This is a genomic window from Idiomarina sp. UBA3162 (assembly GCF_002364475.1).
In the GTDB taxonomy this organism is placed as follows: Bacteria; Pseudomonadota; Gammaproteobacteria; order Enterobacterales; family Alteromonadaceae; genus Idiomarina.
In genome coordinates, this window is the sequence record NZ_DEYI01000046.1 from 23,564 (window position 1) to 48,137 (window position 24,574).

Annotated in this window: 23 protein-coding genes; 17 read left to right on the plus strand and 6 right to left on the minus strand. The window is 47.6% G+C overall.

Features of this window, described 5'->3' with window-relative positions:
• Positions 1-60 precede the first annotated feature (60 nt).
• On the minus strand, positions 61-2,256 hold the full coding sequence (gene priA, locus B2X00_RS05205; RefSeq protein ID WP_290486397.1) for a primosomal protein N': 2,196 nt from the start codon (positions 2,254-2,256) through the stop codon (positions 61-63).
• A 171-nt stretch (positions 2,257-2,427) separates the two neighbouring features.
• Here priA and rpmE point away from each other — a divergent pair, with 171 nt between their 5' ends.
• The gene (gene rpmE / locus B2X00_RS05210) at positions 2,428-2,640 is read left to right on the plus strand and encodes a 50S ribosomal protein L31 (protein WP_071462147.1); all 213 of its coding nucleotides are present in this window, start codon (positions 2,428-2,430) and stop codon (positions 2,638-2,640) included.
• A gap of 252 nt (positions 2,641-2,892) precedes the next feature.
• On the plus strand, positions 2,893-4,137 hold the full coding sequence (locus B2X00_RS05215) for a malic enzyme-like NAD(P)-binding protein (protein WP_290486398.1): 1,245 nt from the start codon (positions 2,893-2,895) through the stop codon (positions 4,135-4,137).
• On the opposite strand, the gene metJ is transcribed toward B2X00_RS05215, so the two are convergent.
• Complete coding sequence (metJ, locus tag B2X00_RS05220; protein WP_071462150.1) at positions 4,134-4,460, minus strand: met regulon transcriptional regulator MetJ; 327 nt, start codon at positions 4,458-4,460, stop codon at positions 4,134-4,136. The genes B2X00_RS05215 and metJ overlap by 4 nt on opposite strands.
• 174 nt (positions 4,461-4,634) lie before the next feature.
• Between metJ and B2X00_RS05225 the strand changes: the two genes are divergently transcribed.
• On the plus strand, positions 4,635-7,073 hold the full coding sequence (locus B2X00_RS05225; RefSeq protein ID WP_290486399.1) for a bifunctional aspartate kinase/homoserine dehydrogenase II: 2,439 nt from the start codon (positions 4,635-4,637) through the stop codon (positions 7,071-7,073).
• Here the strand turns inward: B2X00_RS05225 and B2X00_RS05230 are convergent.
• Positions 7,070-9,529, minus strand: coding sequence for a penicillin-binding protein 1A (locus B2X00_RS05230; RefSeq protein ID WP_290486400.1), 2,460 nt, complete (start codon positions 9,527-9,529; stop codon positions 7,070-7,072). The two genes, B2X00_RS05225 and B2X00_RS05230, sit on opposite strands and share 4 nt — an antisense overlap.
• Before the next feature lie 140 nt (positions 9,530-9,669).
• Between B2X00_RS05230 and B2X00_RS05235 the strand changes: the two genes are divergently transcribed.
• The 12 genes from B2X00_RS05235 (at position 9,670) to B2X00_RS05290 (ending at position 19,851) form a co-directional block, all read left to right on the plus strand.
• Positions 9,670-10,383, plus strand: coding sequence for a hypothetical protein (locus B2X00_RS05235; RefSeq protein WP_290486401.1), 714 nt, complete (start codon positions 9,670-9,672; stop codon positions 10,381-10,383).
• The gene (locus B2X00_RS05240) at positions 10,371-10,853 is read left to right on the plus strand and encodes a hypothetical protein (protein ID WP_290486402.1); all 483 of its coding nucleotides are present in this window, start codon (positions 10,371-10,373) and stop codon (positions 10,851-10,853) included. Before B2X00_RS05235 ends, B2X00_RS05240 begins: the two co-directional genes overlap by 13 nt.
• A 65-nt stretch (positions 10,854-10,918) precedes the next feature.
• Complete coding sequence (locus B2X00_RS05245; RefSeq protein ID WP_290486403.1) at positions 10,919-11,632, plus strand: hypothetical protein; 714 nt, start codon at positions 10,919-10,921, stop codon at positions 11,630-11,632.
• An 83-nt stretch (positions 11,633-11,715) separates the two neighbouring features.
• Positions 11,716-12,873 carry a type IV pilus secretin PilQ gene (pilQ, locus tag B2X00_RS05250; protein WP_290486404.1) on the plus strand — a complete coding sequence of 386 codons (1,158 nt, stop codon included), beginning with the start codon at positions 11,716-11,718 and terminating at the stop codon, positions 12,871-12,873.
• A gap of 119 nt (positions 12,874-12,992) precedes the next feature.
• Complete coding sequence (aroK, locus tag B2X00_RS05255) at positions 12,993-13,523, plus strand: shikimate kinase AroK (RefSeq protein WP_071462156.1); 531 nt, start codon at positions 12,993-12,995, stop codon at positions 13,521-13,523.
• 20 nt (positions 13,524-13,543) lie between these two features.
• A complete protein-coding gene (gene aroB / locus B2X00_RS05260) occupies positions 13,544-14,614 on the plus strand; it encodes a 3-dehydroquinate synthase (RefSeq protein ID WP_290486405.1) in 1,071 nt (356 codons plus the stop codon).
• 24 nt (positions 14,615-14,638) lie between these two features.
• On the plus strand, positions 14,639-16,102 hold the full coding sequence (locus tag B2X00_RS05265; protein ID WP_290486406.1) for an AAA family ATPase: 1,464 nt from the start codon (positions 14,639-14,641) through the stop codon (positions 16,100-16,102).
• Between the two features lie 57 nt (positions 16,103-16,159).
• Entirely contained in the window at positions 16,160-17,029 is an 870-nt protein-coding gene (locus B2X00_RS05270; RefSeq protein ID WP_290486407.1) for a Dam family site-specific DNA-(adenine-N6)-methyltransferase, read from the plus strand.
• Positions 17,026-17,481, plus strand: a complete 456-nt coding sequence (locus B2X00_RS05275; protein ID WP_290486408.1) for a GNAT family N-acetyltransferase — start codon at positions 17,026-17,028, stop codon at positions 17,479-17,481. Before B2X00_RS05270 ends, B2X00_RS05275 begins: the two co-directional genes overlap by 4 nt.
• Positions 17,478-18,155, plus strand: a complete 678-nt coding sequence (locus tag B2X00_RS05280) for a class I SAM-dependent methyltransferase (RefSeq protein WP_290486409.1) — start codon at positions 17,478-17,480, stop codon at positions 18,153-18,155. Before B2X00_RS05275 ends, B2X00_RS05280 begins: the two co-directional genes overlap by 4 nt.
• Positions 18,152-18,640, plus strand: coding sequence for a peroxiredoxin (locus B2X00_RS05285; protein ID WP_290486410.1), 489 nt, complete (start codon positions 18,152-18,154; stop codon positions 18,638-18,640). The genes B2X00_RS05280 and B2X00_RS05285 overlap by 4 nt, the downstream gene beginning before the upstream one ends.
• The gene (locus B2X00_RS05290) at positions 18,640-19,851 is read left to right on the plus strand and encodes an NAD(P)/FAD-dependent oxidoreductase (RefSeq protein ID WP_290486411.1); all 1,212 of its coding nucleotides are present in this window, start codon (positions 18,640-18,642) and stop codon (positions 19,849-19,851) included. The genes B2X00_RS05285 and B2X00_RS05290 overlap by 1 nt, the downstream gene beginning before the upstream one ends.
• Here the strand turns inward: B2X00_RS05290 and B2X00_RS05295 are convergent.
• Positions 19,838-21,340 carry an amidohydrolase family protein gene (locus tag B2X00_RS05295; RefSeq protein ID WP_290486412.1) on the minus strand — a complete coding sequence of 501 codons (1,503 nt, stop codon included), beginning with the start codon at positions 21,338-21,340 and terminating at the stop codon, positions 19,838-19,840. The two genes, B2X00_RS05290 and B2X00_RS05295, sit on opposite strands and share 14 nt — an antisense overlap.
• 83 nt (positions 21,341-21,423) lie before the next feature.
• Positions 21,424-22,455, minus strand: coding sequence for a helix-turn-helix transcriptional regulator (locus tag B2X00_RS05300; RefSeq protein WP_290486413.1), 1,032 nt, complete (start codon positions 22,453-22,455; stop codon positions 21,424-21,426).
• Between the two features lie 205 nt (positions 22,456-22,660).
• Between B2X00_RS05300 and B2X00_RS05305 the strand changes: the two genes are divergently transcribed.
• Together B2X00_RS05305 and B2X00_RS05310 are read left to right on the plus strand one after the other, a co-directional pair.
• On the plus strand, positions 22,661-23,224 hold the full coding sequence (locus tag B2X00_RS05305; RefSeq protein ID WP_290486414.1) for a hypothetical protein: 564 nt from the start codon (positions 22,661-22,663) through the stop codon (positions 23,222-23,224).
• A gap of 96 nt (positions 23,225-23,320) precedes the next feature.
• A complete protein-coding gene (locus B2X00_RS05310) occupies positions 23,321-23,788 on the plus strand; it encodes a hypothetical protein (protein ID WP_290486415.1) in 468 nt (155 codons plus the stop codon).
• 36 nt (positions 23,789-23,824) lie between these two features.
• Here the strand turns inward: B2X00_RS05310 and B2X00_RS05315 are convergent, their stop codons facing one another.
• On the minus strand, positions 23,825-24,469 hold the full coding sequence (locus B2X00_RS05315; protein ID WP_290486416.1) for an SDR family oxidoreductase: 645 nt from the start codon (positions 24,467-24,469) through the stop codon (positions 23,825-23,827).
• Positions 24,470-24,574 lie beyond the last annotated feature (105 nt).

Genomic DNA, 24,574 nt, shown 5'->3' on the forward strand with positions numbered 1-24,574 from the left:
TTAAAAAGGAAAGAAAAAGTGATTCACAATAAGGGGGTTAGTTTACCTGTTTTTGCGCGTTTATGTGAAGTCTTGTGGATCAATGTCCAACGACCAGCGTATGCGATTGAGAATACTGAGGTTTTCCCACTGGCTAAGTAAGTATTTAACGACTTGGTAGCGTTGTTTACGCGATGTTGTCTGCAGGATCCATTGATAACGATAACGACCCGCGCGTTTTTCCATTAACGCAGGAATGGGACCGACCCCCATAACGCCTGTCACTTCGGGTAAGCAGGCAGCCATCTGATTCAATGCCTCGACCACCTGCGTTTTGTCAGTACTCTCAGCACGTACCAGCGCCCAATGCTTAAACGGAGGGAGTGCTGTTGCCTGCCGTTCAGCCAACGCCGTCAGCGCGAAGTGTTGATAGCCGTTATTTAATAAATCTTGCACTAAGTCATGCTCAGGGTGATGCGTTTGTAGCACCACTCGCCCGCGTTTATGGGCTCGACCCGCGCGACCTGACACTTGCGTAAAGAGCTGTGCTAGTCGCTCTGGCGCACGGAAATCGGCACTGTACAAGGCACCATCTACATCCAGCAGCGCGACTAGAGTCACATTGGGAAAATGGTGGCCCTTGGCTAACATTTGGGTGCCCACCAAAATGTGATGTTTATGCTCAGAGGCCGATTTTAAGTGCGCGTCTAACTCGCCTTTACGTCGCGTCGAGTCACGATCTATTCGCAACACGCTGTGTTCGGGAAATCGCTCATTAAGAAAATCTTCGAGTTGTTCAGTGCCCACGCCATGAGAAATTATATGCGTTGAACCGCATTGCTCACACTGCTTTGGGACAGGCCGCTGGCTATCACAATGGTGACAATGAAGGCGTCGTTGTGCTTGATGCAACGTATAATACGCATCGCAACGTTTACACTGAGCAATCCACCCACACTCATGACACATCAGCGCCGGTGCGAATCCACGCCGATTTAAAAACAATAACACTTGGTTGTGCTTACTTAGCTCTTGTTCTATTTGCTGTAGCAACGGTTCCGACAAGCCCGCCTGCATCGGTAGACCCTTCAAGTCTATGAGTTCATGCTCAACGCTTTCTGCAACACCGGCGCGTTGAGTTAGCTGCAACCAATGAAAGCGCTGGTTAACGGCATTATTAAGAGTCTCTAGCGCAGGAGTCGCGCTGCCTAGAATGACCGGAATATCAAGTAATTGCGCACGCTTTATAGCAATATCGCGAGCGTGATAGCGAAATCCATCTTGCTGTTTGTACGACAGGTCGTGCTCTTCATCGACGACGATCATGCCTAAGTCAGCGAACGGAGTAAAAATCGCCGAACGTGTACCAATAACAATCGCAGCCCTGTTCGACTGACTGTTAAGCCAAGCATGAAGACGTTCGGTGTCATTAAGATTGGAATGTAAGACCTCAACAGGTACCTCGAAGCGCTGCTTAAAACGTTTGATTGTCTGCATCGTCAGTCCAATCTCAGGAACCAGCACCAGCACTTGGCGTCCTGCTGACAACACTCGCTCAATCGCTTGCAAGTACACTTCCGTTTTACCACTACCGGTGACGCCTTCGATCAAACAGCACGCATGACCTTCGATTTGCTTTATCGCACTTAATGCAACGGCTTGCTCTTGGTTGACCGCGAGTGGCTCTTCGCCACGCGCCATCTGCCAATGTTGTTGTACCTTCAGCTGCGGCTTTTCTTCGATGCGTTTCACCCAGCTTTTGTCGCAAGCAGCGCTAACAACTGTGGTACTGATCTGCGCCTGCTTAAGTTGCGCAGCGCTTACTCGACCTTGTGCTAATAGCTCGAGTAATTGCTTCTGCTTTGGCGCGCGGTTAAGCGCAGTGTCACTCGGATTCGGGGCACTTTGCGCTAACTCGTAATAGGTCACTGGCGCATAGCCGAGGGGCTTTCCTTGCCTTAACAATACTGGTAAGGCATTGGCAAATACATCACCCAGACTATGCTGATAGTAGTCGGACGCCCAATTTAACAGTTCCCACAATTCGGCTTTCCACACCGCTTGGGCATCAAGTTGCGCCAGCACAGGTTTTGCCTCAAACTTCTCCGGCGCGCTCGCATTTAGCTCGGTTACAATGCCGACCAATTGTCGCTGACCGAAGGGTACTCGCACGCGAGCACCAACTACCGCAGGCTCGGACAATGTGTATTGGTAGGTGAAGACGCGCCGCAATGGCAACGGTAAGGCGACTTCTATGTAATGCGGGCTCTCTATCATGCCGCTATTCTGAAACGCAATTAAAGATAAAACAAGCGCAATAAGCCTCTTGAATGATCGGTGAAGATCGCATAAAATGCCGCGCTCTTAAACATTGTTGTTTTTTTACACATGGTGTCCTGCGCAAAAGAGGCGACTGGATAGCGATGTGGCCCAACTTGAGGTATTCCCATGAAACAAGGTATTCACCCTAAGTACGAAGCAATCAAAGTGACTTGCTCGTGCGGTAATGAATTTGAAACTCGCTCTACTCGCGTAGAAGATCTACACATCGACGTATGTTCAGAGTGCCACCCATTCTACACTGGTAAGCAACGTGTGATGGACACCGGTGGTCGTGTCGACAAATTCAAGAAACGTTTTGGTTCTTTGGGCAAAAAATAATAGCCCGAACACGAAACGTATTAAAACGAGCTTTTCAGCACGTTTTTATGAAGAAGGCGCCAAATGGCGCCTTTTTTCGTTTCTACCCTGCCCAGACCAAGCATTGTTAACGAAAAGTTAACTGGTGCGTTTTTAAACACATGAAAAGTTAGCCTAACCCAAAGAAGCCAATTAAGCAGGTAAGATTTGTTATTTTCGCAATTGCCTTTATCCTTATGCATCATCCTTTACTCATTTTGTCAGGTTGCCTAAATGTCAGATTTCCGCCAAAAAGCGTTGGATTATCATCAATACCCCACACCGGGTAAGATCTCTGTTGAACTCACTAAACCAGCTGACTCCGCTAAAGACTTAGCACTTGCCTACAGCCCAGGTGTGGCTGAGCCTGTTAGAGCCATTGCTGAAGATCCAGATAATGCCTATAAATACACGGCGAAAGGCAACATGGTCGCGGTTATTTCTAATGGCACCGCGATTCTTGGTTTAGGTAACTTAGGACCGTTGGCATCTAAGCCTGTCATGGAAGGTAAGGCGCTGTTATTTAAACGTTTTGCTGGGCTTGATTCAATTGATATCGAAGTATCCCACCGCACCACTCAAGACTTCATTAATACAGTTGCCAATATAGCTGATACTTTTGGTGGCATTAATCTCGAGGATATCAAGGCACCTGAGTGCTTCGAAATCGAGCAAGCGCTTATTGAAAAGTGTAACGTGCCGGTTTTTCATGATGACCAACACGGTACGGCTATTGTGACCGCGGCGGGCATGTTAAATGCGCTGGAAATCCAAGGTAAATCACTTAAAGATGCCCATATTGTATGTATGGGTGCCGGTGCTGCTGCCATTGCTTGTATGGAACTACTGATTAAGTGTGGCGCACAGCGTGAACATATCTACATGCTCGACTCGAAAGGTGTGATTCATACGCGTCGAGAAGATCTCAACGAATATAAGGCATTGTTCGCCAACAACACAGATAAGCGCACACTTGAGGAAGTCATCGAGGGAGCAGACTTATTCTTGGGCGTATCAGGGCCAGACTTGCTATCGCCGGATGCACTTAAGTTGATGGCCGATAAGCCTATTGTGTTTGCTTGCTCTAACCCCGATCCAGAAATAAAGCCCGAGTTAGCCCAACAAACACGCGACGACATTATTATTGGCACGGGACGCTCGGATTATCCCAACCAAGTAAACAACGTGTTGTGTTTTCCTTTCATGTTTCGTGGCGCTTTAGATGTGCGCGCAACCGCCATTAATGACGAGATGAAGATCGCTGCTGTTGAGGCGATTCGCCAACTCGCTCGAGAAGAAGTACCCGACGCAGTTAAAAAAGCTGCAGGCATTGATAAGCTCTCTTTCGGTCCAGATTACATTATTCCTAAACCGATGGACCCTCGCTTATGTCAGCGAGTCGCTAGAGCAGTGGCGGAGGCAGCGGTCGAATCCGGTGTCGCGAAGATCCCGCTGCCTGATAACTACATGAGAGATTAAGGCGTATCAAGCTCGTCATCAGAAGGAATTGGAAGTCCACGGGCTTCTAATTCCTCTCGTACCGCCTTAGGAATTTTATTTGGGTTAGTTTTTTCTAAATCAGTGTCTGTTGGCAGTGGCTGACCCGTAAAAGCATGTAAAAAAGCTTCGCAGAGCAACTCGCTATTCGTAGCATGACGCAAGTTCTTAACTTGACGGCGGGTGCGCTCATCAGTGAGCACTTTGAGTACGCGAGTCGGTATCGATACTGTTACTTTTTTTACCTGTTCGCTCTTTCGCCCATGCTCAGCGTAGGGGTAGATATAGTCACCATTCCACTTCATCGTGAGAGTCCTGCCTTAGTCAAAAACCATATAAGTTATATTGAATTTTACTCAATCCCAGATGAAGGTCAAATTTTATCCGTCTAGATGGCTAAAATTTGCTGACATTTGGTGTTTGATGTTTTAGCCTTAGTATTTACATCAGTTAATTCATATATTTGAGGGGTATCGCCAATGAGCGTAGAGCCGAGCTTAGACCAGATTCGAACGGTTGCAGACAACGTTCAAGTGCATAAGTTTGGCGGCAGTAGTTTGGCTGACGCTTTTTGTTACCGTCGAGTGGCGCGTATTGTAACTGAATATGCAGGCGCAAGCGATGTTGTTGTTGTTTCGGCGGCAGGTGATACCACTAACCGGATTCTTGCGATTATCAAAGCTCAAAAGGAGTCGGGTGATACGGCTGACATTTTGCTCGATCAGTTGGAGCGTTTCCAGCAAGGGTTAATCCTCGAGCTACTCGGCAGCGAGTTTGCTGCACCTATCCTTGAGCAGTCGACTGTTGATTTTCAGCGTTTCCGCGACTTTGTTGCGGGTAAAGAAATCATCGAACACGAAGCCGAATTATTGTCCTACGGTGAGTTGTGGTCTGCTCGACTTCTTGCCGCCTTATTGAGAAAGCAAGGTACTAAAGCAGACCATATTGATGCGCGTGACTTCCTAAAGGCTGAAGACGCTCCCGAACCCGTCATTCAGGAGCTGGAATCGCGCCATAATCTATTAAACCGCGTAGCACCGTTTCCCGGCACACGATTTATTGTCACAGGCTTTATTGCACGAAGCTTAAACGGTGAAAGCCTCACCTTAGGTCGAAACGGCAGTGACTATTCTGCGACTTTGGTGGGTAGCTTACTTAATTCAAAACAAGTCACTATTTGGAAAGACGTCGCCGGTGTTTATTCAGCCGATCCGCGTAAGATAGAACGTGTCGTCAGTTTGTCGACCTTAGATTGGAGCGAAGCAGAAGAGCTGGCTCGATTAGGCAGCCCGGTACTACACCCGCGTACATTCCAACCTGTTGACCGCGATCGCATGGTTATTTCTGTACGCTCAAGTCTAAAAGTCGAAAATCAACAGACCCGTATTGGCAATTTTGAACATACAGAGCCCAAGGGCAAAGTATTCACATCTTTGTCCGAAATTGTATTGTTTAAGGTCGAACTCAACGACCGCGAACTCGTCAAACAACTTGAGGTGCTTGATTTAACACCATTGGTAAGCTGGACCGAACCCGAAAAACACCAGCAATACTTGGTTTTCCACCAAAACCACTTGAACTACATCAGCCACTGGCTCGACCGCATCAATGCGGGTAATGCGGTCACGCAAATCCACGGCTATTCAATGGTGGCACTGGTGGGTAATCGCATTCAAGAGACGGATCAATACAATACCTTCAAACTACAGTTAGGCGAACAGAAGGTGCGTCGCTTTGCGGTCAGCGAAGATGGGTGCTCTGCGGTCGCAATATTAGAACAAAAACTCGATAGCCGTTTACTCAATCGTCTTCATAGCCAGTTATTTAACTATCGCCGTAGCTTAGGCGTGTTAGTCATTGGTCGCGGTAACATTGGTACTGCTTGGTTGGACTTATTCCGCCAGCAACGCGACCGCATTAATCAGGTGATGGATGTACGTGTTATCGGTATCGCGAACTCTAAGAAGCTCTGGCTTGACTATAGCGGCGTCGAATTGAATGAGTGGCAAGCAGGGTTTGACCGTTTATCACGTCCTTACGTGCTAACCGAGTTACTGCGCGAATTACCTAATGCCCCCTATGATGAACTGGTCATGATTGATTTAACCGACGCGAAGCCGGTCGCTCAACTGTACCCAAGCTTGTTTGCTAATGGTTTACATATTATCAGCGCAAATAAACGAGCAGGGTCGGCCGAGGAGGCACTGTATCGCGAAATTCGCACGATTCAACATGAGTATAAACGCGAGTGGCTATATAACACTACGGTCGGTGCTGGCCTGCCGCTTAATTATGCCATCAACGATCTGCGTGGTTCCGGTGACGAGATTCGCAGTATTTCAGGGATTTTTTCGGGCACCATGTCTTGGCTATTCGAGAACTTCACAGACGGTGTTAAATTCAGTGATTTAGTATTGGAAGCTAAAAAGCGCGGCTATTCAGAGCCCGATCCACGTGAGGATTTATCCTGTCAGGATCTGGTACGTAAGCTACTCATCTTAGCTCGTGAAATTGGGCTTAAACTTGATTGGGAAGATATCAGCGTGAGCAGTTTAGTGCCTGAAAGTCTTCGCGATATCTCTGCCAGTGAGTTTTTACAACGAGCTCACGAGCTAGACGAGCCAATGGATACGATGCTTAAGGAAGCGGCTAAAGACGGTAATGTGCCGCGCTTACTTGCCAGCTTCTCTGTCTCTGAAGAGGGGCGGGTTAGCGCCAAAATTGGTGTCGAATATATTCCAGCAGGCGATATGCTGGCTAACCTGATTCCTGGTGAAAATATTTTTGTGATATACACCGATTGGTATTCAGAAATGCCACTGGTTATTAGCGGCCCAGGCGCAGGTAAGCACGTCACCGCCGGCGGGGTCCAATCGGATCTCAACCAATTACTCGCGAAATTAACGGTGACGGGTTAGAACAACCCGTCTTCGTTATTAAATATATCTTTGTTATCGCGCTCATCTTGAGCATATTCAGTCGGTTCAGTACCGCTGATAAAATACTCGAAGCGGCTCGTGTAGTCGTTTCGATGCGATAACTTACCCGTTTCCATATCAATTCTCACGCTCACCACGTTAGGTGGAATGGTAAAGTCATCGGCTGGAAATTTGTCGACCGCTTTTTCCATGAATAAGATCCACCCTGGCAATGCGGTTTTCGCACCCGCTTCACCGCCTGAGATTGGTTGTTCTTTACTACTCAGTAATGGGTTCATCGTAGTCCGGCCCAACTCGCGTGATACATCATCAAAGCCCACCCAAGTAGTGGTCACCAGACCAGTAGTAAAGCCTGAGAACCAAGTATCTTTCACATCGTTGGTAGTACCGGTTTTACCTGTAATCGCACGACCCGTTACGTTAACAATTGGTTTTGAGCGTTGAATACGCCAAGACGTACCGTTCCAGCCAGTTTTGTGTGCCCAACTGCCGCCACCCCATACCGCCGAGTTCATCGCCTGAGCGACCAAGAACGCGTTCTGCTCAGAGATAATACGTGGCGCTGGGTTATCGCAGTCTTCACACGCGCGCTGTGGGTTCGCTTCGTACACCACTTCACCATCGCCATTTTCTATCCGCTCGATAACATAAGGCTCGATAAGAAACCCGCCATTAGCAAACGTTGCATAAGCGCGCGCTACCTCCATTGGTGTCATGGATAATGACCCTAACGAAATTGATTCATTTTCCGGAATGGAATCGCGTGGAATACCAAACTTAGCAATATGATCTGCGGCAGTTTTGACGCCGATTTCTCTTATCAGCCTAACAGAAACCACGTTTTTAGATTTCGCCAGCGCTTTGCGCAAACGAATCGGGCCTTCATATACATCAGGAGAGTTCTTAGGACGCCAAGCGATACCTGCTCCAGGATTCCACTGATTAATCGGTGCATCATTGACTAAGGTAGCCAAAGTGAAACCTTGCTCAAACGCAGCCGAGTAAATCAATGGCTTGATATTAGAACCCACTTGCCGTGCTGCTTGTAACGCACGGTTATATTGACTCAAATTGAAACTATAGCCACCGACGACAGCTTCGACTGCACCATCGTTGGGCTTCAAAGAGACAATCGCCGAGCTCGGCTCCGGCACTTGTGCTAAGCGTAGACGGTTAGTTTCACCCACTGAGCGAACATAGATCACATGCCCCGGCTGCATAATATCAGCTGCGCGCTCAGGGGGTTCGCCCTGACGTTCCTCATTAAGGTAGGGGCGCGCCCATTTCATGGCGTCCCAATCGAGCGTCGTAAGCTGTTCATCACCTTTAACGATAATGTCTGCCGACTGGTCTTCAAGCGCCATCACAACCGCAGGGGTCACTGCGCCAATGCGGTCGACGCGATCTAAGTATTGCTCCACCTCACTCTGGCTTAATGCGGGCTGCCCCTCTTTTTCACTCCACAACACACTCACAGGACCGCGGTAGCCATGGCGCTCATCATAGCCATGCAGGTTGTCCCAAATAGCTTGTTGAGCAGCCAGTTGTACATCGCTTCTCACACTGGTGTAGACGTTATAGCCACCGTTATAGGCCTCTTCCTCACCAAAACGGTCGACCATATCTTGACGCACGATCTCCGCAAGATAAGGCGCATTTACCGTAACCTCCGCGCCATGACGGCGAGCAGTAACAGGCGCTTCTGCGGCCTCGTCAAATTGCGCCCGAGTAATTTTTTTCTCGTCGAGCATACGCAACAAAACCACACGGCGGCGTGCCTTTGAAGCTTCTGGGTTACTAATCGGGTTCAGGTTAGAGGGCGCCTTAGGCAAGCCTGCAATAGTCGCCATTTGCGCTAAGCTTAATTCACTCAAGGGTTTGCCATAATAGACTTGTGCCGCAGCACCAATGCCGTACGCTCGGTGACCGAATGCAATTTTGTTCAGATAGAGCTCAAGAATTTCGTCTTTAGTAAGCAGCTGTTCAATATGCAGCGCAATGAAGGTCTCTTTGATTTTTCGCATCCAGGCTCGGTCAAAACTTAAGAAAAAGTTTCGCGCCAACTGCATGGTGATAGTACTCGCGCCTTCTTTGACTTCACCGGTAGTGACTAGCACACCAAATGCTCGAACAACACCAATGGGGTCAACACCAAAGTGTTGATAAAAGCGGCTATCTTCGGTCGCTAGGAATGCATCAACCATGGTTTGTGGGACATCTTCGAGCTTAACCGGAATACGACGCTTTTCGCCAAATTGAGAGATCATTTGGCCATCTTTTGTGAATACCTGCATTGGGGTTTGCAGTTTCACTTCCCTTAATGTCTCGACGCTCGGCAATTCGGGTTTTACGTAAAGGTAGAGTCCACCTACGGCCAATATCCCCAACACGCCCAAAATGGCGACTATCCATGCGAATCGCTTTAAGAACTTCAAAAACTTACCCCATTACTGTGACGTTGTTGAATGTCTGACATACACCTTTGACCAACTATTATGGCTGATTTTTAAACTAAACACTACGCTTGCAACGCTTAACACGATACAAAAATCGACTGCATTGGTAGCACAGACTTATGACACCTTTTCTCACAGCCGCACTAATAGATGACGGTACTGTTTCACTCGTTTCGCTGCGTCTCAAGCAGAGTCGATTCAGTATCAAACACCATCGCATTGCAGCTATTCATCAAATTAGTTGGCGCAAGTATAAGACACAGTTGTGTCTTATTATTCCGAGCCAGTTTGTTCACCTAAAAACGCTCACTGATGCCCCACAAGAGGCTCCACAGCGCGCGGCAGCTTTTCAGGATACCCAGACTCTGCCCACACTGGGTACCCAACAGGTCAGCGGCCATGAGAGCGCCATTGAGAAGCTGACGGAACAACTGCCCATCGCTCCGAAAGTACTAGAGCCAGCACCTCAAGCTTGGGTGCGTTGTACCAACTATTTGCTGCCTTCTTTATCTCGCTACGCGGTCTCCCAACATCCCATAACTGAGTGGATTATTTTATGCAAAGAACAACAACGTTACATTCTGCTACGAGTTAAGCACGGGATTCTAGTCTCTTTACACTCACTTGCACGGCTAGAAGCTGTGCGCTTTGATCACGCTTGTGCAATGATACTCAGCTATCTAGATAATCACGAAGATAGTCAGGTTAAACAGCAATTACTTGGTTCAGATACGCTGTGGTTTAATATCGGCACCACAAGCGCGTTATTTAAACATATCACTCCGCTGTTATTCGGTGCCGCACTTCGAGGTTTCTTTCCATGGCGTGGCTAAACCTGAATGACTGGCAATCTGCCATTCAGCGCAGAAAACAGCGCCAGCGGCTTGGTGTCGTTGTAGTGCTCATGCTGTTCAATGGGGCCTGTGCTCTTTTCGTCAACTTACCGATCTACTTGCAATTCTTTGCACAAAACCTTGGCGAGGTTGAGACTAAAGTTGCTCAATGGCATCGCGCAGAAAAAGATCAGAAAGCAGCAGCGCTCCGTCAATTCGACCAAGCCGTCCAGGCTCAGCAGCAAATCGCTCTGCTCAAGCAGTTAATCAAATTTGGGCGGGATGGACTATCGGGGTTCAACCTTAAACAAGCGCGTTGGACGTCGTCGCAACTCTCATTGAGTGGGTCTTATGTTAGTACAGCGCAGCTAACCCATTTAAGCGAATCCTTGCGATATGGCGGTGAGCAGAGCATTCAGCTTCAACTGCAAAAACACCGACATGCTCAAATTGATATATTCAAACCTTGACCCTGAGTATGCGAAATACCGCTCTTTTTTACTTTTTCATCAGCTTTTCACTGGTCATTACACCGGTGAGTCTGCTGCTAGGTTCATGGTTGACTGGCTCGCACCAACAAACCTCACGCGCGGCTATCCAAGCCACCTGGCAAGAAAGTCCCCCCTCGCAACTAGCCGATACATCAACCACTTTAGCCCCTGAAAAGCTGTCTGCTTCGCAATGGCTCAGCCGCGCCTTAGAAACAGCGACACGTCTTGACGTTGAACAGCAATTACCGCTTGTTTCAGACGCCCAAATAAGGCTGAAGTTGACTGCCCAACCCCAACAACTCGAACGCTGGTTGTCGGACACATTCAACTACTGGCCTTACAACGCCGTCCAGCCGTTTGTATTATCCAGTGTAGCGCTGATTCAGAACAGTGAGGATGGCAGTGCAACGGAGCTCACACTGCACCTAGTTGATGCGGGCCCCTCAGTTGCCTCTGTTCGCTTAATCGAGTCGGCGCCCACGCAATGCACACTTATGACCGACGGTAAATTAATGGGTGATTGGCATAACTACACACTGGTTGCCACTTTAGCCACCCAGGGCACTTTTTCTGCTTATTTCCAATCAACTGATGATCGTTGGCAGATGGCAGCGGTTGGCGACTATTTTCAGGCACCTGCTACGGTCATCACAGACATCACCCACGAGTCCGTCACGTTTAAACAACTGGAGTCTTTTCCGTGTGCAACCACAACCTTTCAGAGCAAAGTAAAACACACGAGCGAACTGCCGTTATAGCTTTACGCTATTTACTGCTACTTGCGTTACTTTGCCTGCTGTCTTTAAAAACGGCGTACGCCAACGAACAACCGAAAATCACTTTGAGCTTGAAGGATGTCGACTTAGTTACTGCTTTCGAGATCATCGCTGACAAAATGAAACTAAACCTTATTGCTGATAAAGCAATCGATGAGACGGTCAGCCTAGCCGTCAGTGATGTCGACGCGCTTGAATTAATGCATGAGTTAGCCGATAGCTATGGTCTCACGCTACGGATGAACAACAACCTTATCCGTGTCACAGGTGCGCAAACCTCTGGGTCTTCTGAGCAATCGGCCGAGCGAGTCATACTTCCGTACCTTATTCCGCTCAACCATGCAAAAGCTGAGGATATTGCTCAACTTCTCTCAGAAAGCGAGCAACGGCTGTTATCAGAGCAAGGTGCGGTAACTATCGATGCTCGAACGAATACACTCATACTCAAAGAATCAGAAGCTTATCTCGACGGCATCAAACAACTTATTACGCAATTGGATGTGCCGGTAAAGCAGGTCATGATAGAGGCTCGTATGGTCACCATGAAAAGCAATGCCATTGATCAGTTTGGCGTACGGTGGGGCGATCTCACCACCTTGCGCGAGGATGAGAGCCTTACTCAAATCATCGAAGGTATGCGTGTCGACTTACCTTCTGTACCCGCGGCGGGGCGGTTTAAGGTCAATGTCGGAAAACTGTCTGATGGACTCCTGCTCGACCTTGAGCTTTCTGCAATGGAGCAAGACAACCAAGCTGAAATCATTGCAAAACCGAAGATTTTTACATCGAATCAGCAGCCCGCTTACATCGAGCAAGGCACCGAGATCCCTTATGTTGAGAGTGCGGCTTCGGGGGCTACTGCGGTCAAATTTAAAAAGGCAGTGATGGGCCTACGCGTAACACCGCAGATTACCTCTAACGACTATGTAATGCTTGATCTTACCATTACACAAAACACGCGTGGCGATACCGTATCAACACCCACAGGTCCGGCCGTGGCTATCGATACCCAAGAAATGGCTACTCGTGTATTAGTAAAGAGTGGCGAAACGATCGTATTAGGTGGAATTTTTCAGCAATATGAGTTGAAGGATGATACAAGTGTCCCCATATTGTCCTCGTTGCCGCTTGTCGGTAATCTTTTTAAAAATCAGCGTGAACAATCAGAAAAACGTGAACTGGTTATTTTCGTTACACCCACGCTGTTAAGTGAATCGGAATAAATTTGCTAAAATGCAATCTAATTGAGATAATCCCGCTTCTTTTCGTTGAGTTGGGGGACGTCTCCAGACACTCCGGATTCGTGATTTACAGCTAATTTAACAGTGATGTAAGCAGGAATATGGCTGAGAAACGTAATATTTTTCTTGTCGGCCCAATGGGCGCCGGCAAAAGTACGATTGGTCGTCAAATTGCCAGACAACTTCATTTAGATTTCTACGATTCAGATACAGAAATTGAACGACGCACCGGCGCTGACATCAGCTGGGTTTTTGAGCTGGAAGGTGAAGAAGGCTTCCGTGCGCGGGAAGAAAAAGTCATTGAAGAATTGACTGAGCATATGGGTATTGTCCTAGCGACAGGTGGCGGTTCGGTAATGAGTAAAGAAAGCCGCAACCGTCTATCTGCTCGTGGTGTTGTCGTATATCTTGAAACGACCATCGACAAACAATTGGCTCGTACGCAACGTGATAAACGTCGTCCTCTGATCGCAGAGGCGGATGACCCGCGTAAAGTACTTGAAGAATTAGCAGAAGTTCGCAACCCGCTATACGAGGAAATTGCGGATATCGTTGTTCGCACTGACGAACAAAGCGCTAAAGTAGTAGTCAATGAAATCATCGATCAACTAGGGGTTAACGGGTTAGGTTAACCTCTTTGGGGAGCTGTGTTATGGCCAATGTGCATGTAGAGTTGGGCGAACGCAGCTACCATATTCATATCGCCGCAAATCATCTGCAACACCTGAAGCGATTGCTTCCTAACTTAAGTAAAGATGTTTTTGTCGTTAGTAATACGACGGTCGCCAAACATTATTTTGCTGATGTATCCGCTGCTCTTACTGATCATCGCCTTGTCCTGTTCGAGATGGACGATGGCGAGCAATATAAGAGCCTCACATCATTCGAAGCCATTACCAACAAGCTTATAGCAGAGGGTTTCAGTCGCGACTGCGCAATCGTTGCTTTAGGTGGCGGAGTGGTAGGCGATTTAGCAGGCTTTGTGGCAGCGACTTATCACCGTGGCGTCGACTTTTATCAAATTCCGACAACGTTGTTATCGCAAGTGGATTCCTCGGTTGGCGGTAAAACGGCAATTAACCACCCCCAAGGTAAAAACCTTATCGGTGCTTTTTATCAGCCCAAAGCCGTTGTTATTGATCTTAACTGCCTAGCAACCTTGGACGCGCGTGACTTTCGTAGTGGTCTAGCAGAAATCGTAAAGTACGGCATCATTTACGACTCCGATTTCTTTCACTGGCTCGAACACAATGCTATTGCCCTCGCACAACGAGAGACGCAAGCGCTGCAACATGCGATTCAACGAAGCTGTGAGATTAAGGCAGAGATTGTCGCCAAAGACGAACGCGAGTCTGGTATCCGCGCATGGCTAAACTTAGGTCATACATTCGGCCATGCGATCGAGGCAGCGACTGAATACGGTGAGTGGACCCACGGCGAAGCTGTTGCCGCTGGCACTATTATTGCATCTAAATTATCAGAGAAAACACAGCGGATGTCTTCGTCAGATTTCCGTCGCGTGCTCAACCTGATGTCACAGTTACAGCTGCCAACACAAGCGCCCAACATGACGTTGGCGGATTGGCTAAGCTATATGATGCGCGATAAAAAAGTGAAAGACCATCGAATAAACTTCGTGTTACCGCTCGGTATCGGCCAAGCGGAAGTCACTCACAACATCACTGACGAGGACCTAGCCGCTGTGCTGACTGAATGTTGCTAAACCGCATCACATAGGAAGCAGATTATGCCGGCTAACGCCTACTCATCACATATTGTCGCCGCTCCCGTTAGGTCAAAGCCTTCCCAACAGGCAGTGATCGACCGTTTGCATGAACACTGCCAGCACAGTGATACGCTCGTGCTTCTGCACGGCCCACAAGGTAGCGGCAAATCAACTATCAGCGAGCTATTTATTGAGCAAGCCTCTAATTACGCTGAATGTGCTTGGGTACAAGTATCAGAGCGAGCTTCGGTAGAGCGTCTTCGTGCGCAAATCCTGAACCAACTGTTTGGTACCATCAGTTTAAATGATGATACGCTGAGTCGTGAAATTCAGCGGCAACGTCCACTGCAACATGCCGTTATCGTCATTGATAATGGTGAACTCATGCCTGACAGCTTTTTGGCGGAGTGCGTCAATACAGTTAATCAATTGTGTGCGCTTGGACAACGTGTAAGTATTATTATCTCAGCCGAGTCACGCTGGGTGTTTCAACAGACACCACCACCGCAGTTACGTGTGAAGCGACCTGAGCTAGTTGAAGTACCGCCACTTGGCAAAGAAGAACAGATGCGCTTTATTCAGGCGTTATTACCAGAGCGCCAACGCCCACTTTGGAACCTAGATAAAATCCAACAGTTTCTTGCCACCATCAATGGTTATCCAGGTGAGATTCAACAACGCCTGCAACTGAAGCTAATGACTCAAGCACAACGCTATTCGGAGCCAGACGAAAACCAGGATGATGTGTTTTCGAACCAGCTGGAGCAAGCGGAGAGCAATCTCGAACCCGCTACAGAGCGACGGTCGGTACCGGTCATCAAAATTCTTGCTGCAAGTATTTCACTCGCTTTAATTGGGTTTGCAGGCCTCAAACATCAAGCGATCATCGATTACTTCAACCAACAGCCCGATTCCGTCGAAACAGCAGAGGTGGCGCCTGAGCCTCGCCCGCTGACGACCGAACCCACTTCAAGAGAAGTCACACAGCAACTTCCGAGCTTTGAACCTTTGCAGTCGAACCAATTCGAATTTGTGCCTGCTGAGCTCGCAACATCATATCGCGAAGCGCTTCATTCACTTAATCGTGTCGCCGCCGCCGAGAATGACCCACGTGAAGTGGGTGTTGAATGGGTCAGTGATAAACGAGTCCCCAAAGAAGCCGAGACCAACAATCAACCGAATACACTTACCGATAGTCAATGGGTGGCCAGTCAACCGCCGCAAAACTATTCAGTACAACTCACTATTGCCAGTGATAAGCCAACCTTAACCGAGTTTATTAAGCGCAATAACCTGACTCCGCAAGCGCGTATTTATCAGCGTCAAAAAGATAACAGTTATGTCGTTATCTTAGGTAGTTACAGTACAATTGATGCGGCACGAACACGCGCAAGTGCACTGCCGGAAGCTCTACGCGCGCTGGGTCCGTGGCCCAAGTCTTTTGCCGCTATTCAGCAGGAACAAAGACCATTGAGCGGAGAGTAATTTTCATATCTTTAGCTTTCGGGTACACTAGCCGTTCAATCCACAAAAGGCCGGCTAATGAAACGAAATCGGGCATTTTTAAAATGGGCAGGAGGCAAGTACGGCCTTGTCGAACCCATAAAAGCTTGTTTGCCCGAGGGGCGTAAGTTAATTGAACCTTTTGTGGGTGCGGGATCGGTCTTTCTAAACACCGATTATGATCGCTATTTACTAAACGATATCAACCCTGATCTCATCACCTTGTATCAATTTGTAAAGCGCCGCCCTAAGACGTTTATTGTCGATGCGCGTAGGCTTTTTACTGCACGTAATAATCAACCAGACGCTTACTACGCGTTGCGTAAATCGTTTAACGAAAGCAACGACCCCTATTACCGTTCACTGCTATTTTTGTACCTCAATCGACATGGTTATAACGGGCTTTGCCGCTATAACAGTCGCGGTATTTTTAATGTCCCGTTTGGCGACTATCGTAAGCCCTATTTTCCAGAAGCGGAAATTGAAGTTTTTGCAGAAAAGGCAAAGCGTGCTAAATTCGTCTGCAGTTCTTTTGAACAAATGTTCAGGAGAGCCCGAAAAGGCGATGTCATTTATTGTGATCCTCCTTATGCACCACTTGTACAAGCAAGTAATTTTACAAGTTATGCTACCGGTGGCTTTAGTTTAGATGAACAAAGCGAGCTCGCGCGACACGCCTTACGTACAGCTTGTAAAAGACACATTCCTGTACTAATAAGTAATCACGATACGCCGCTAACACGCGCATTGTACGAGCAGGCAGAAATCAGTAGTCTGAAAGTAGCTCGCAATATTAGCCAAAAAGGTGATGCACGCAAACCCGTCACCGAGTTATTGGCACTGTTCTCCCACGAACATAAGCGAAACGTGATTCCGATTAAACGTGACATTAAAAAAGTAGGGACATGAACTGGTTTTTAAGAACTTTTGAAGAATTGAACACCCATCAGCTGTATGAAATTCTACGCATTCGCCAAGAAGTTTTTGTTGTAGAACAAAACTGTCCATATTTAGACGCTGACGGGACTGACTTTGACGCCGAACATCTTTTCGCTCGCAACGATCAAGGCAAGATGCTTGCTTACGCACGCATTTTTAAAGCCTCTGACGTGAGTCCCGTATCAAAAATTGGTCGCCTTCTCACGACCGAAGACGCGCGACAATTAGGCTTAGGCAGAGAGCTCATGCAGCGTGCGATTGACTACCTTGATTCGCGGGCATCTAGTGCGCCGATTCAAGTCCAAGCTCAGACTTACTTACGGGCGTTTTATCAGTCGTTTGGCTTTGAGGCAATTAGCGAGGACTATCTTGAAGATGATATTCCACATGTCGATATGCAACGCTCCGCTAAAAATCAATGAGCTCGGAATTTGAATTACAACAAACAGAACACGGCATCCAATTAGTTTGGACAGCTGGTCCCAAAGGAATCAAGCCGCTTGAGCTGGATTTCCGCGCGGGAAAGTCAGGTTACCGTGCGCTTAACTCAAGCTTGAAATCAGAATCTCTGATAAAAGCACTGGGTATTACTGGCAAGCGTAAACCATCCGTACTCGACGCAACGGCCGGTTTGGCTCGTGACGCACTCATGGTTGCCGCGTTTGGGTCATCGGTTGATTTAATTGAGCGTCACCCGATGGTTCGTATTTTACTCAAGGATGCGCTTGAACGGGGTCGTAATGGTGCCGATAAAATTGCCGACTGTTGCCAACGCATGCAACTACTTGAGCTCGAACACGTTAAACAGGTTTCTTCAGAACAATACGATGTGGTATACCTCGATCCGATGTATCCAAAATCGGGTAAACAGCGCGCTCAAGTAAAGAAAGACATGCAAATGTTTCAGCACTTGGTCGGCGGTGATGAGGATGCTGATGATTTATTAGCGCCAGCTATACAAGCCGCTAAATTTCGTGTGGTCGTAAAGCGTCCTGATCATGCCGACTTTTTAGGACAAAGAGAACCGAACTCGCAGATCAAGAGTAAAAAACATCGATTTGATGTTTATATAAAGCAAGGATTCGAACAGCTATGATTAATGAAAACGATTTATTGCCATCAGGCTCGCTCACCTCAAAAGGTGAACTTGGCATTCAACATTACGACCCTCAAGAGCTTTTCGCCAAAGGCACGCACATCTTATTCGCAGTACCCGGCGCATTTACTCCGACCTGTTCGGAAAAACACCTGCCAGGTTATGTGTCACTCGCAAACGAGCTTGCTGAACAAGGGGTGCAGAGTATTAATTGCGTTTCAGTCAATGATGCATTCGTGATGAAAGCTTGGGGTGACCATCTTGGGATCGGAGATGAGGTTCGGTTATTGTCAGATGGTAACGGTGAATACAGCCAAACCCTTGGGCTCGCTAATGATACGGGTGCGTTTGGTGGCATTCGCTCAAAACGTTACGCCATGGTTATCGTCGATGGCATCGTAGAACATCTATTCGTGGAAGATGAGAAGCAATTCGAAGTGAGTGCAGCAAAATACGTTCTTGATGTATTGAAATCTGAGCAGTAATGGCGTTATTTGATGTAGTGATTATTGGTGCGGGCGCTGCCGGTTTACACTGTGCAGCCCATGCCGCGCGAAACGGCCACAAGGTTATCGTGGTAGACCACGCCAAACAGGCTGGTAAAAAGATCCTCATTTCGGGGGGTGGTCGATGTAACTTTACTAACATGTATGCTAGCCCCGAAAACTATCTTTCCAGTAACCCTCATTTTTGTAAATCGGCGCTTAGTCGTTACACTCAGTGGGACTTTATTGGTTTAGTCGCAGAATACCAAATTCCGTATCATGAAAAGACGTTAGGACAGTTATTCTGTGATGAGTCCGCAAAGGACATCGTTCGCATGCTACTTGACGAGTGCGCTCGCTACGGAGCCAAAGTACAGCTGAGAACCGAAGTACTGGATGTCGAATACGAGCAAGACACTTATCGTATTAATACCTCGCAGGGCAAATTGAGTGCCAGTAACTTAGTCTTCGCCTGTGGCGGACTGTCAATGCCTAAGCTCGGGGCGACACCGTTGGGCTATCAAATTGCTGAGCAATTCGGTCATTCGATCATACCGGTGCGCGCGGGCTTAGTACCCTTCACCTTACACCCAACCGAAAAAGACGCTTTTGCTGAGCTTGCTGGCGTCTCAATGGACGTCGCCGCCAGCGCCAATGACGGTCACTTCAATGAGGCTATGTTGTTTACTCACCGCGGTTTATCGGGTCCGGCGATGCTGCAGGTGTCCTCTTATTGGCAACCGGGTGAGGCGATTACCGTTGACTGCCTGCCTACTACCGATGCGTTTGAATGGCTACAAGAAAACCAAACTAAACAACCAAAGGCTCAGCTGAATACCGTATTACAGCAGCTGTTCGCGAAACGCGTCGTCACTCAACTCGGTGCGTATCATCAATGGCCACTGACTCAACGCCTCGCTGATATCAGTAAAAAAACGTTTAAAACAATCGCCGAGCAACTTAACCATTGGCAAATCAAGCCCAACGGCACCGAAGGCTATCGCACCGCCGAGGTCACCCTGGGCGGCGTTAATGTCGATGAAGTCAGCTCCCAAACCATGCAAAGTAAACTACAGCCTGGACTATTTTTCATTGGCGAAGTACTTGATGTCACCGGTTGGCTTGGCGGCTACAACTTCCAGTGGGCATGGTCAAGCGCCTATGCGTGTGCGGAAGGGTTGGCTACTGTTCCTCAGGCTAAGACCCATTAGCCTCTTGAACCGCCACGAGCATTTGCGCAAGTGAATACTTCGAGTACCAACGTCCATTACTCATAACACCCTGAGTTGTTTGGGTATTGCTAATGTCGTGCAATGGATTGCCACTGAGCATAACCAAGTCTGCCTCATAACCAGGCGCTATCTTGCCAGTCTTTAGGTCCATCCATTGCGCTGTCTCAGTAGTCGCACTTCGCAATGCTGCTGCCGGTGAGTAACCAGCCTTTACTAGCGCTTTCAATTCATCGTGTATCGAAAAACCAGGTACCATGATCGGTACGTTGGCATCGGTGCCTGCCAATACCTTGACCTGATATTCGCGCATCTCACTCAACAAAATGCGATTAGCCTCGGCGTATGCCAGCCAATAACGCTGATTACCTGCAACGCGGTCTTGTGGATAGTCATCTGGCAATCGATAAATGTTCACATCCGAATGCCACCCCATCATTTTTACACTCGGATGAACTGACTCAGCTATACCACGATTGACGTACTCGAGCGCTACCTGATCTAAAGCCTTTTGCACGTTTAACTTTTGCTTTGGAATGCCTTCTATTAGGGCAAGCGTTGATACTACAGCCATATCTCGAGCGGCTAGATTCCGTGCGATCTCAGCTGCTCGTAGGCAAACAAACTCAATAAAGTCATCTGTATTATCTCGTGTATAACCACCAAACTCACGGTCGAGTGCTTTTACAAATTCTTCAATATGTGCAATTTCTTTGAGGTTAGAGCTCCATAATTCATTGAGCTTCAGCCCCCGAGGAATATGGCCTAGTATCGGAATGCCTTGATGGCTGGCTTCATTGGTTAGCGTACTAAAGTTATCATTACTCAACTCGGTGTATACTTTAATCGCGTCGTAACCCGCAGCTTTCAACTCACCCACGTGAGTTTTCATATCTGTGATGACGGTTACCGATTCAACCTTGGCTGCCCACTTATGAAACAACTGCTCGAATAGTCCTGTGCTATTATGTCGGCGAGAGGCTACGAATAGATCAGGGCCCGGTCTACCCTGGCTGATTTGTTGACGCCACTGCAAATGCTCTTCACTTCCATTCAGTTCACGAATATGTGTTACTCCGTTCGCTAAATAAAGCAGTAAGTCATTGGGACTTTGCCATAAGTGTACATGCGCATCGATCAGCCCAGGTATCAAAAACATACCACTGGCATCAATTTGCTCAGCCTCTTCGGGTATAGCAATATCGTTACCAACCGCCTCAATGATTCCGTTATTGATCAGTAGGGTCTGATTAAACAACATCTGCTCGCCAAGGCTATCTAGCACACTGGCGTTGACGATTGCGTATTGCCCTTGGCGTCGTTCAAATGGAACGACTTCGACAGGGGGAACGCTCGCGCCCCACGCTCGCTCTATTTGTTGGTTTATGAGGATGAAGCTGAATGCACATATAATGATAAGAGCGATGAGAATGAACAGCATCACTTTTTTTAGGGAATTGAATTTCATCATGATTGCTTACCTTGTTCGAGAAACATACAACCACGATAGATAGAGAGAGAAGTTTAAGCTGGTCGATTTCTAAAAAAAGCGAGTCAATTCTGAAAGTCTCGCAAATTTTTTCTAAATTGGGATGGTGTAAGGCCTACTTCACTTTTAAATGCGCGGTTAAAAGGAGGCAAGGAGTTAAAGCCGTGGTTAAGCGCAAGGGTAAGAATCGGTAAATGGTCATACTTTCGACTCTCTAAGCACTTCACAACGGCATCAACTCGCAAAGAATTAATGTAGTGGCTGAAGTTGCTATAACCACTATGCTTATTTATCAGCGCTCTTAGCTTGTGCTCTGCCACGCCAAGCGCTGTTGCTAAATCTTTCACGCTAAGCTTCTCTCGGCAGTACAAACGTTCAGTTTGCATTAAACTGTCCAGTTTCTGCATCCACTGTTTATCGATATCGGTCTGCTTGTTGACATTGTCTCCTTTACGATAAAAAGCCAACGCTGAGGTATCTCCCTTTACCAACCACAAGGTGAGCGAAGCAATGGGCAACCAAACACTCATTGCCTGAGTCGTCGCTTGTGCACTACGTAACCATATCGAACCTACGAAAATGGCGATTAGTATAGAGAGTGAAATAATTACAACGAAATACAGCCGATAACGTCTGCGTCGCTCGATGAGATCATCCGTTCGCCCCGATAAAATCACAACTAACATATGAATAACTACGCTCACAGCGAGGCCGATGACCAGCAGCGGCCACTCAGGTGGCAGCTTTTGAATAATCCCTAACCAAACCATTCGTTCCGCAAGCATCGAACTCGTTAATAGCAAAGCGACTAACACATACCTATAGCTCAAACGAAAATACGGATGGAACAGTGTTAAAACTAAGAACCACGTTACTGGAATCAGTAAGGTATCAAGCAAACGAAAGGGAATTTGAACTGCATGAGGGAGCTGAAACTCAGTTGGCATCGTGCCTAATAAAAAGCAAGCCAATAAAAAGTTACTTGAGAGTAAGAGGTAGCCACGTGATGAGCGCGGCAAGTCTCGAATAATCACGACGGTCATAAGTAACAAAAAACCGAGAGCAGAAAATCGAATAGCCGCATCAATAAATAACATGTGCCTCAGATGCCCATTATTCTATTATTTAATAAGAGCTTAGCTCGCGCTTTTGCAACTTACCAGCTACCCTTGCCAGCGAGCATTAACCAACACATAATGAAGTTGTCTAAAAACTAATTAAAATAACCGCTATACAATGAAAAATAGATATCTTTTGCTCGTCCTTGCGCTATTGATCGCAGCGGTAATCATCGTTTTATATATGAGCAAGGAACAACCAAAATCGACGCCTGTTCAAATAGACACGCCAAGGCTAAACCAAGAACAGTCCTCAAAAGCATCCCTCGCTTCACCCGAACAAAGCACCGAACCGCGTATCGCGCAGTTTGACGAAACACTTTCCGTTAATTCGGAGCCCGAGCAGCCGACAGCTATACAAACACTAATTGACCAGCTATCTGCACCGCGTGGGTTATCCAATACGGCAACAGAGCGGGCGTTTAGACTACGAAACTTCGACAATTTCATTAATCAACTGGGTGGCGCCGTACAACACAAAGACTTTGAGTACGACTTTCGGGCAGCATTAAAAAATGCCGTAGAGCAGACTTCATCAGCTTTTCAACGCAGTGCAGCTTGTAACGATGTTATTTGCGCCGCTGTATTCGAGTACACCGCAACGAGTGATGTCCAAACGATGTATAAGTCGTTAGTCGATAACATCAGTGAAACTAGCAGTATCGTTATTCAACCCGTGACTGTGAGTGGCACTCAAGAATTACGCGTATTGGTCAGACGCGGCGTTGCAAGTATCGTTATCGATTAGCGCACCACCGCGCGTTTATAATTTTCATGTAAAGGACGCACTAAAGGCCGGTAAATTGCGTATACTCAATCAATAGGAACTTGTTTGGAGTGTATTATGCGCAACGTTTTTTCTCGCCGCTCGGCCTGGCTCACGACAGCTATTATGCTTTTGGGGCTAGCAGCTTGTTCCTCGAAACCTTCCACCGTTATGGTTGGTGAGGCGCGTCCTGCAATCAACGTCGACGCTGTCAAACTCTATCTAAAAGAACCCACACAATATGAAACGGTCGCACTCTTATCTGTTTCAAGTGACGGTAGTTGGAGCTTCGGTGATCAAGCCCAAATGGACGCGGTTGTCCAACGACTTAAGGAACAAGCAGCAAAGTTAGGTGCCAATGGTGTTCTGTTACAAGCGACGGGCGAAAAACGTGATAGCTCGGTCTATGTTGGTACCGGGTTGGGTAGTTATTCGGGTAATTTAGGCTTAAGTGTTCAACTTGGACGCATGTTTGGTTTAACCGACAAAACCGCAGAAGGTGTGGCGATATATGTGTCGCCCGAAGAATCCGAAAACTCGCAATAGCGTGCACCGCAGTTGGATGCACGCCATGCAATCAGACTAGATCGCCTTGACAGCGGCCTCTACACCTTGTTCGCCGGTTAGCGCATCGAAGTGCTTACCAATCGTGTTATCCGCATCAAGACAACGGATTAGAATACGCGCGACATCTTCTCTTGCGATGGTGCCACGCCCTAAATTCTCGGCAAGTTCCACTTTCTCTGTACCTGGCTCGTCTGTTAAGCCACCAGGACGCACGATAGTCCAGTCAAGACCGCTACGCATTAACTCTTTGTCGGCATAATGTTTTGCGACATAGTAGGGCAGTAAATCTTCGTTCCAATGCTCGCGGTTATGTGCCTGCAGCGCACTCACTAAGATGAAACGGTCGGCAGCAACCGCGTGCGCTGCTTCCATCGTTTTAACAGCACCGTCCAAATCAACCATGAGCGTTTTATCGTCGCCTGTCGCGCCACCAGAGCCGGCCGTAAAAATTACCGCATCGATATCTTCAAACGCTTTCTCAATGTCGTTTACAGGACCTTCAAGATCTAACAAACGCGCGTCGACACCTTGATCTTTCCAACCATCCACTTGTGCTTGCTTGCGCACCATAGCGACGACTGGGTGAGTCTTTGCATGTTGCAACTGCTCGACCACATGCGTGCCTATTTCCCCATTTGCCCCAATCACTGCAACTTTCATAATGCCTCCAGCTATCCACAAAATTTCAATTTATAAGCAGACTACGAAAAAGTCTTGTTAAGAGTTCACGATGTGGGGGGATCTGAGTAGACATTTAGATACGTA

Bases quoted from the DNA above. Each gene is read 5' to 3' on its own strand.
- priA (WP_290486397.1), bottom strand. From the start codon at position 2,256: ATGATAGAGAGCCCGCATTACATAGAAGTCGCCTTACCGTTGCCATTG.
- rpmE (WP_071462147.1), top strand. From the start codon at position 2,428: ATGAAACAAGGTATTCACCCTAAGTACGAAGCAATCAAAGTGACTTGC.
- B2X00_RS05215 (WP_290486398.1), top strand. From the start codon at position 2,893: ATGTCAGATTTCCGCCAAAAAGCGTTGGATTATCATCAATACCCCACA.
- metJ (WP_071462150.1), bottom strand. From the start codon at position 4,460: ATGAAGTGGAATGGTGACTATATCTACCCCTACGCTGAGCATGGGCGA.
- B2X00_RS05225 (WP_290486399.1), top strand. From the start codon at position 4,635: ATGAGCGTAGAGCCGAGCTTAGACCAGATTCGAACGGTTGCAGACAAC.
- B2X00_RS05235 (WP_290486401.1), top strand. From the start codon at position 9,670: ATGACACCTTTTCTCACAGCCGCACTAATAGATGACGGTACTGTTTCA.
- B2X00_RS05240 (WP_290486402.1), top strand. From the start codon at position 10,371: ATGGCGTGGCTAAACCTGAATGACTGGCAATCTGCCATTCAGCGCAGA.
- aroK (WP_071462156.1), top strand. From the start codon at position 12,993: ATGGCTGAGAAACGTAATATTTTTCTTGTCGGCCCAATGGGCGCCGGC.
- aroB (WP_290486405.1), top strand. From the start codon at position 13,544: ATGGCCAATGTGCATGTAGAGTTGGGCGAACGCAGCTACCATATTCAT.
- B2X00_RS05265 (WP_290486406.1), top strand. From the start codon at position 14,639: ATGCCGGCTAACGCCTACTCATCACATATTGTCGCCGCTCCCGTTAGG.
- B2X00_RS05270 (WP_290486407.1), top strand. From the start codon at position 16,160: ATGAAACGAAATCGGGCATTTTTAAAATGGGCAGGAGGCAAGTACGGC.
- B2X00_RS05275 (WP_290486408.1), top strand. From the start codon at position 17,026: ATGAACTGGTTTTTAAGAACTTTTGAAGAATTGAACACCCATCAGCTG.
- B2X00_RS05280 (WP_290486409.1), top strand. From the start codon at position 17,478: ATGAGCTCGGAATTTGAATTACAACAAACAGAACACGGCATCCAATTA.
- B2X00_RS05285 (WP_290486410.1), top strand. From the start codon at position 18,152: ATGATTAATGAAAACGATTTATTGCCATCAGGCTCGCTCACCTCAAAA.
- B2X00_RS05290 (WP_290486411.1), top strand. From the start codon at position 18,640: ATGGCGTTATTTGATGTAGTGATTATTGGTGCGGGCGCTGCCGGTTTA.
- B2X00_RS05295 (WP_290486412.1), bottom strand. From the start codon at position 21,340: ATGATGAAATTCAATTCCCTAAAAAAAGTGATGCTGTTCATTCTCATC.
- B2X00_RS05300 (WP_290486413.1), bottom strand. From the start codon at position 22,455: ATGTTATTTATTGATGCGGCTATTCGATTTTCTGCTCTCGGTTTTTTG.
- B2X00_RS05305 (WP_290486414.1), top strand. From the start codon at position 22,661: ATGAGCAAGGAACAACCAAAATCGACGCCTGTTCAAATAGACACGCCA.
- B2X00_RS05310 (WP_290486415.1), top strand. From the start codon at position 23,321: ATGCGCAACGTTTTTTCTCGCCGCTCGGCCTGGCTCACGACAGCTATT.
- B2X00_RS05315 (WP_290486416.1), bottom strand. From the start codon at position 24,469: ATGAAAGTTGCAGTGATTGGGGCAAATGGGGAAATAGGCACGCATGTG.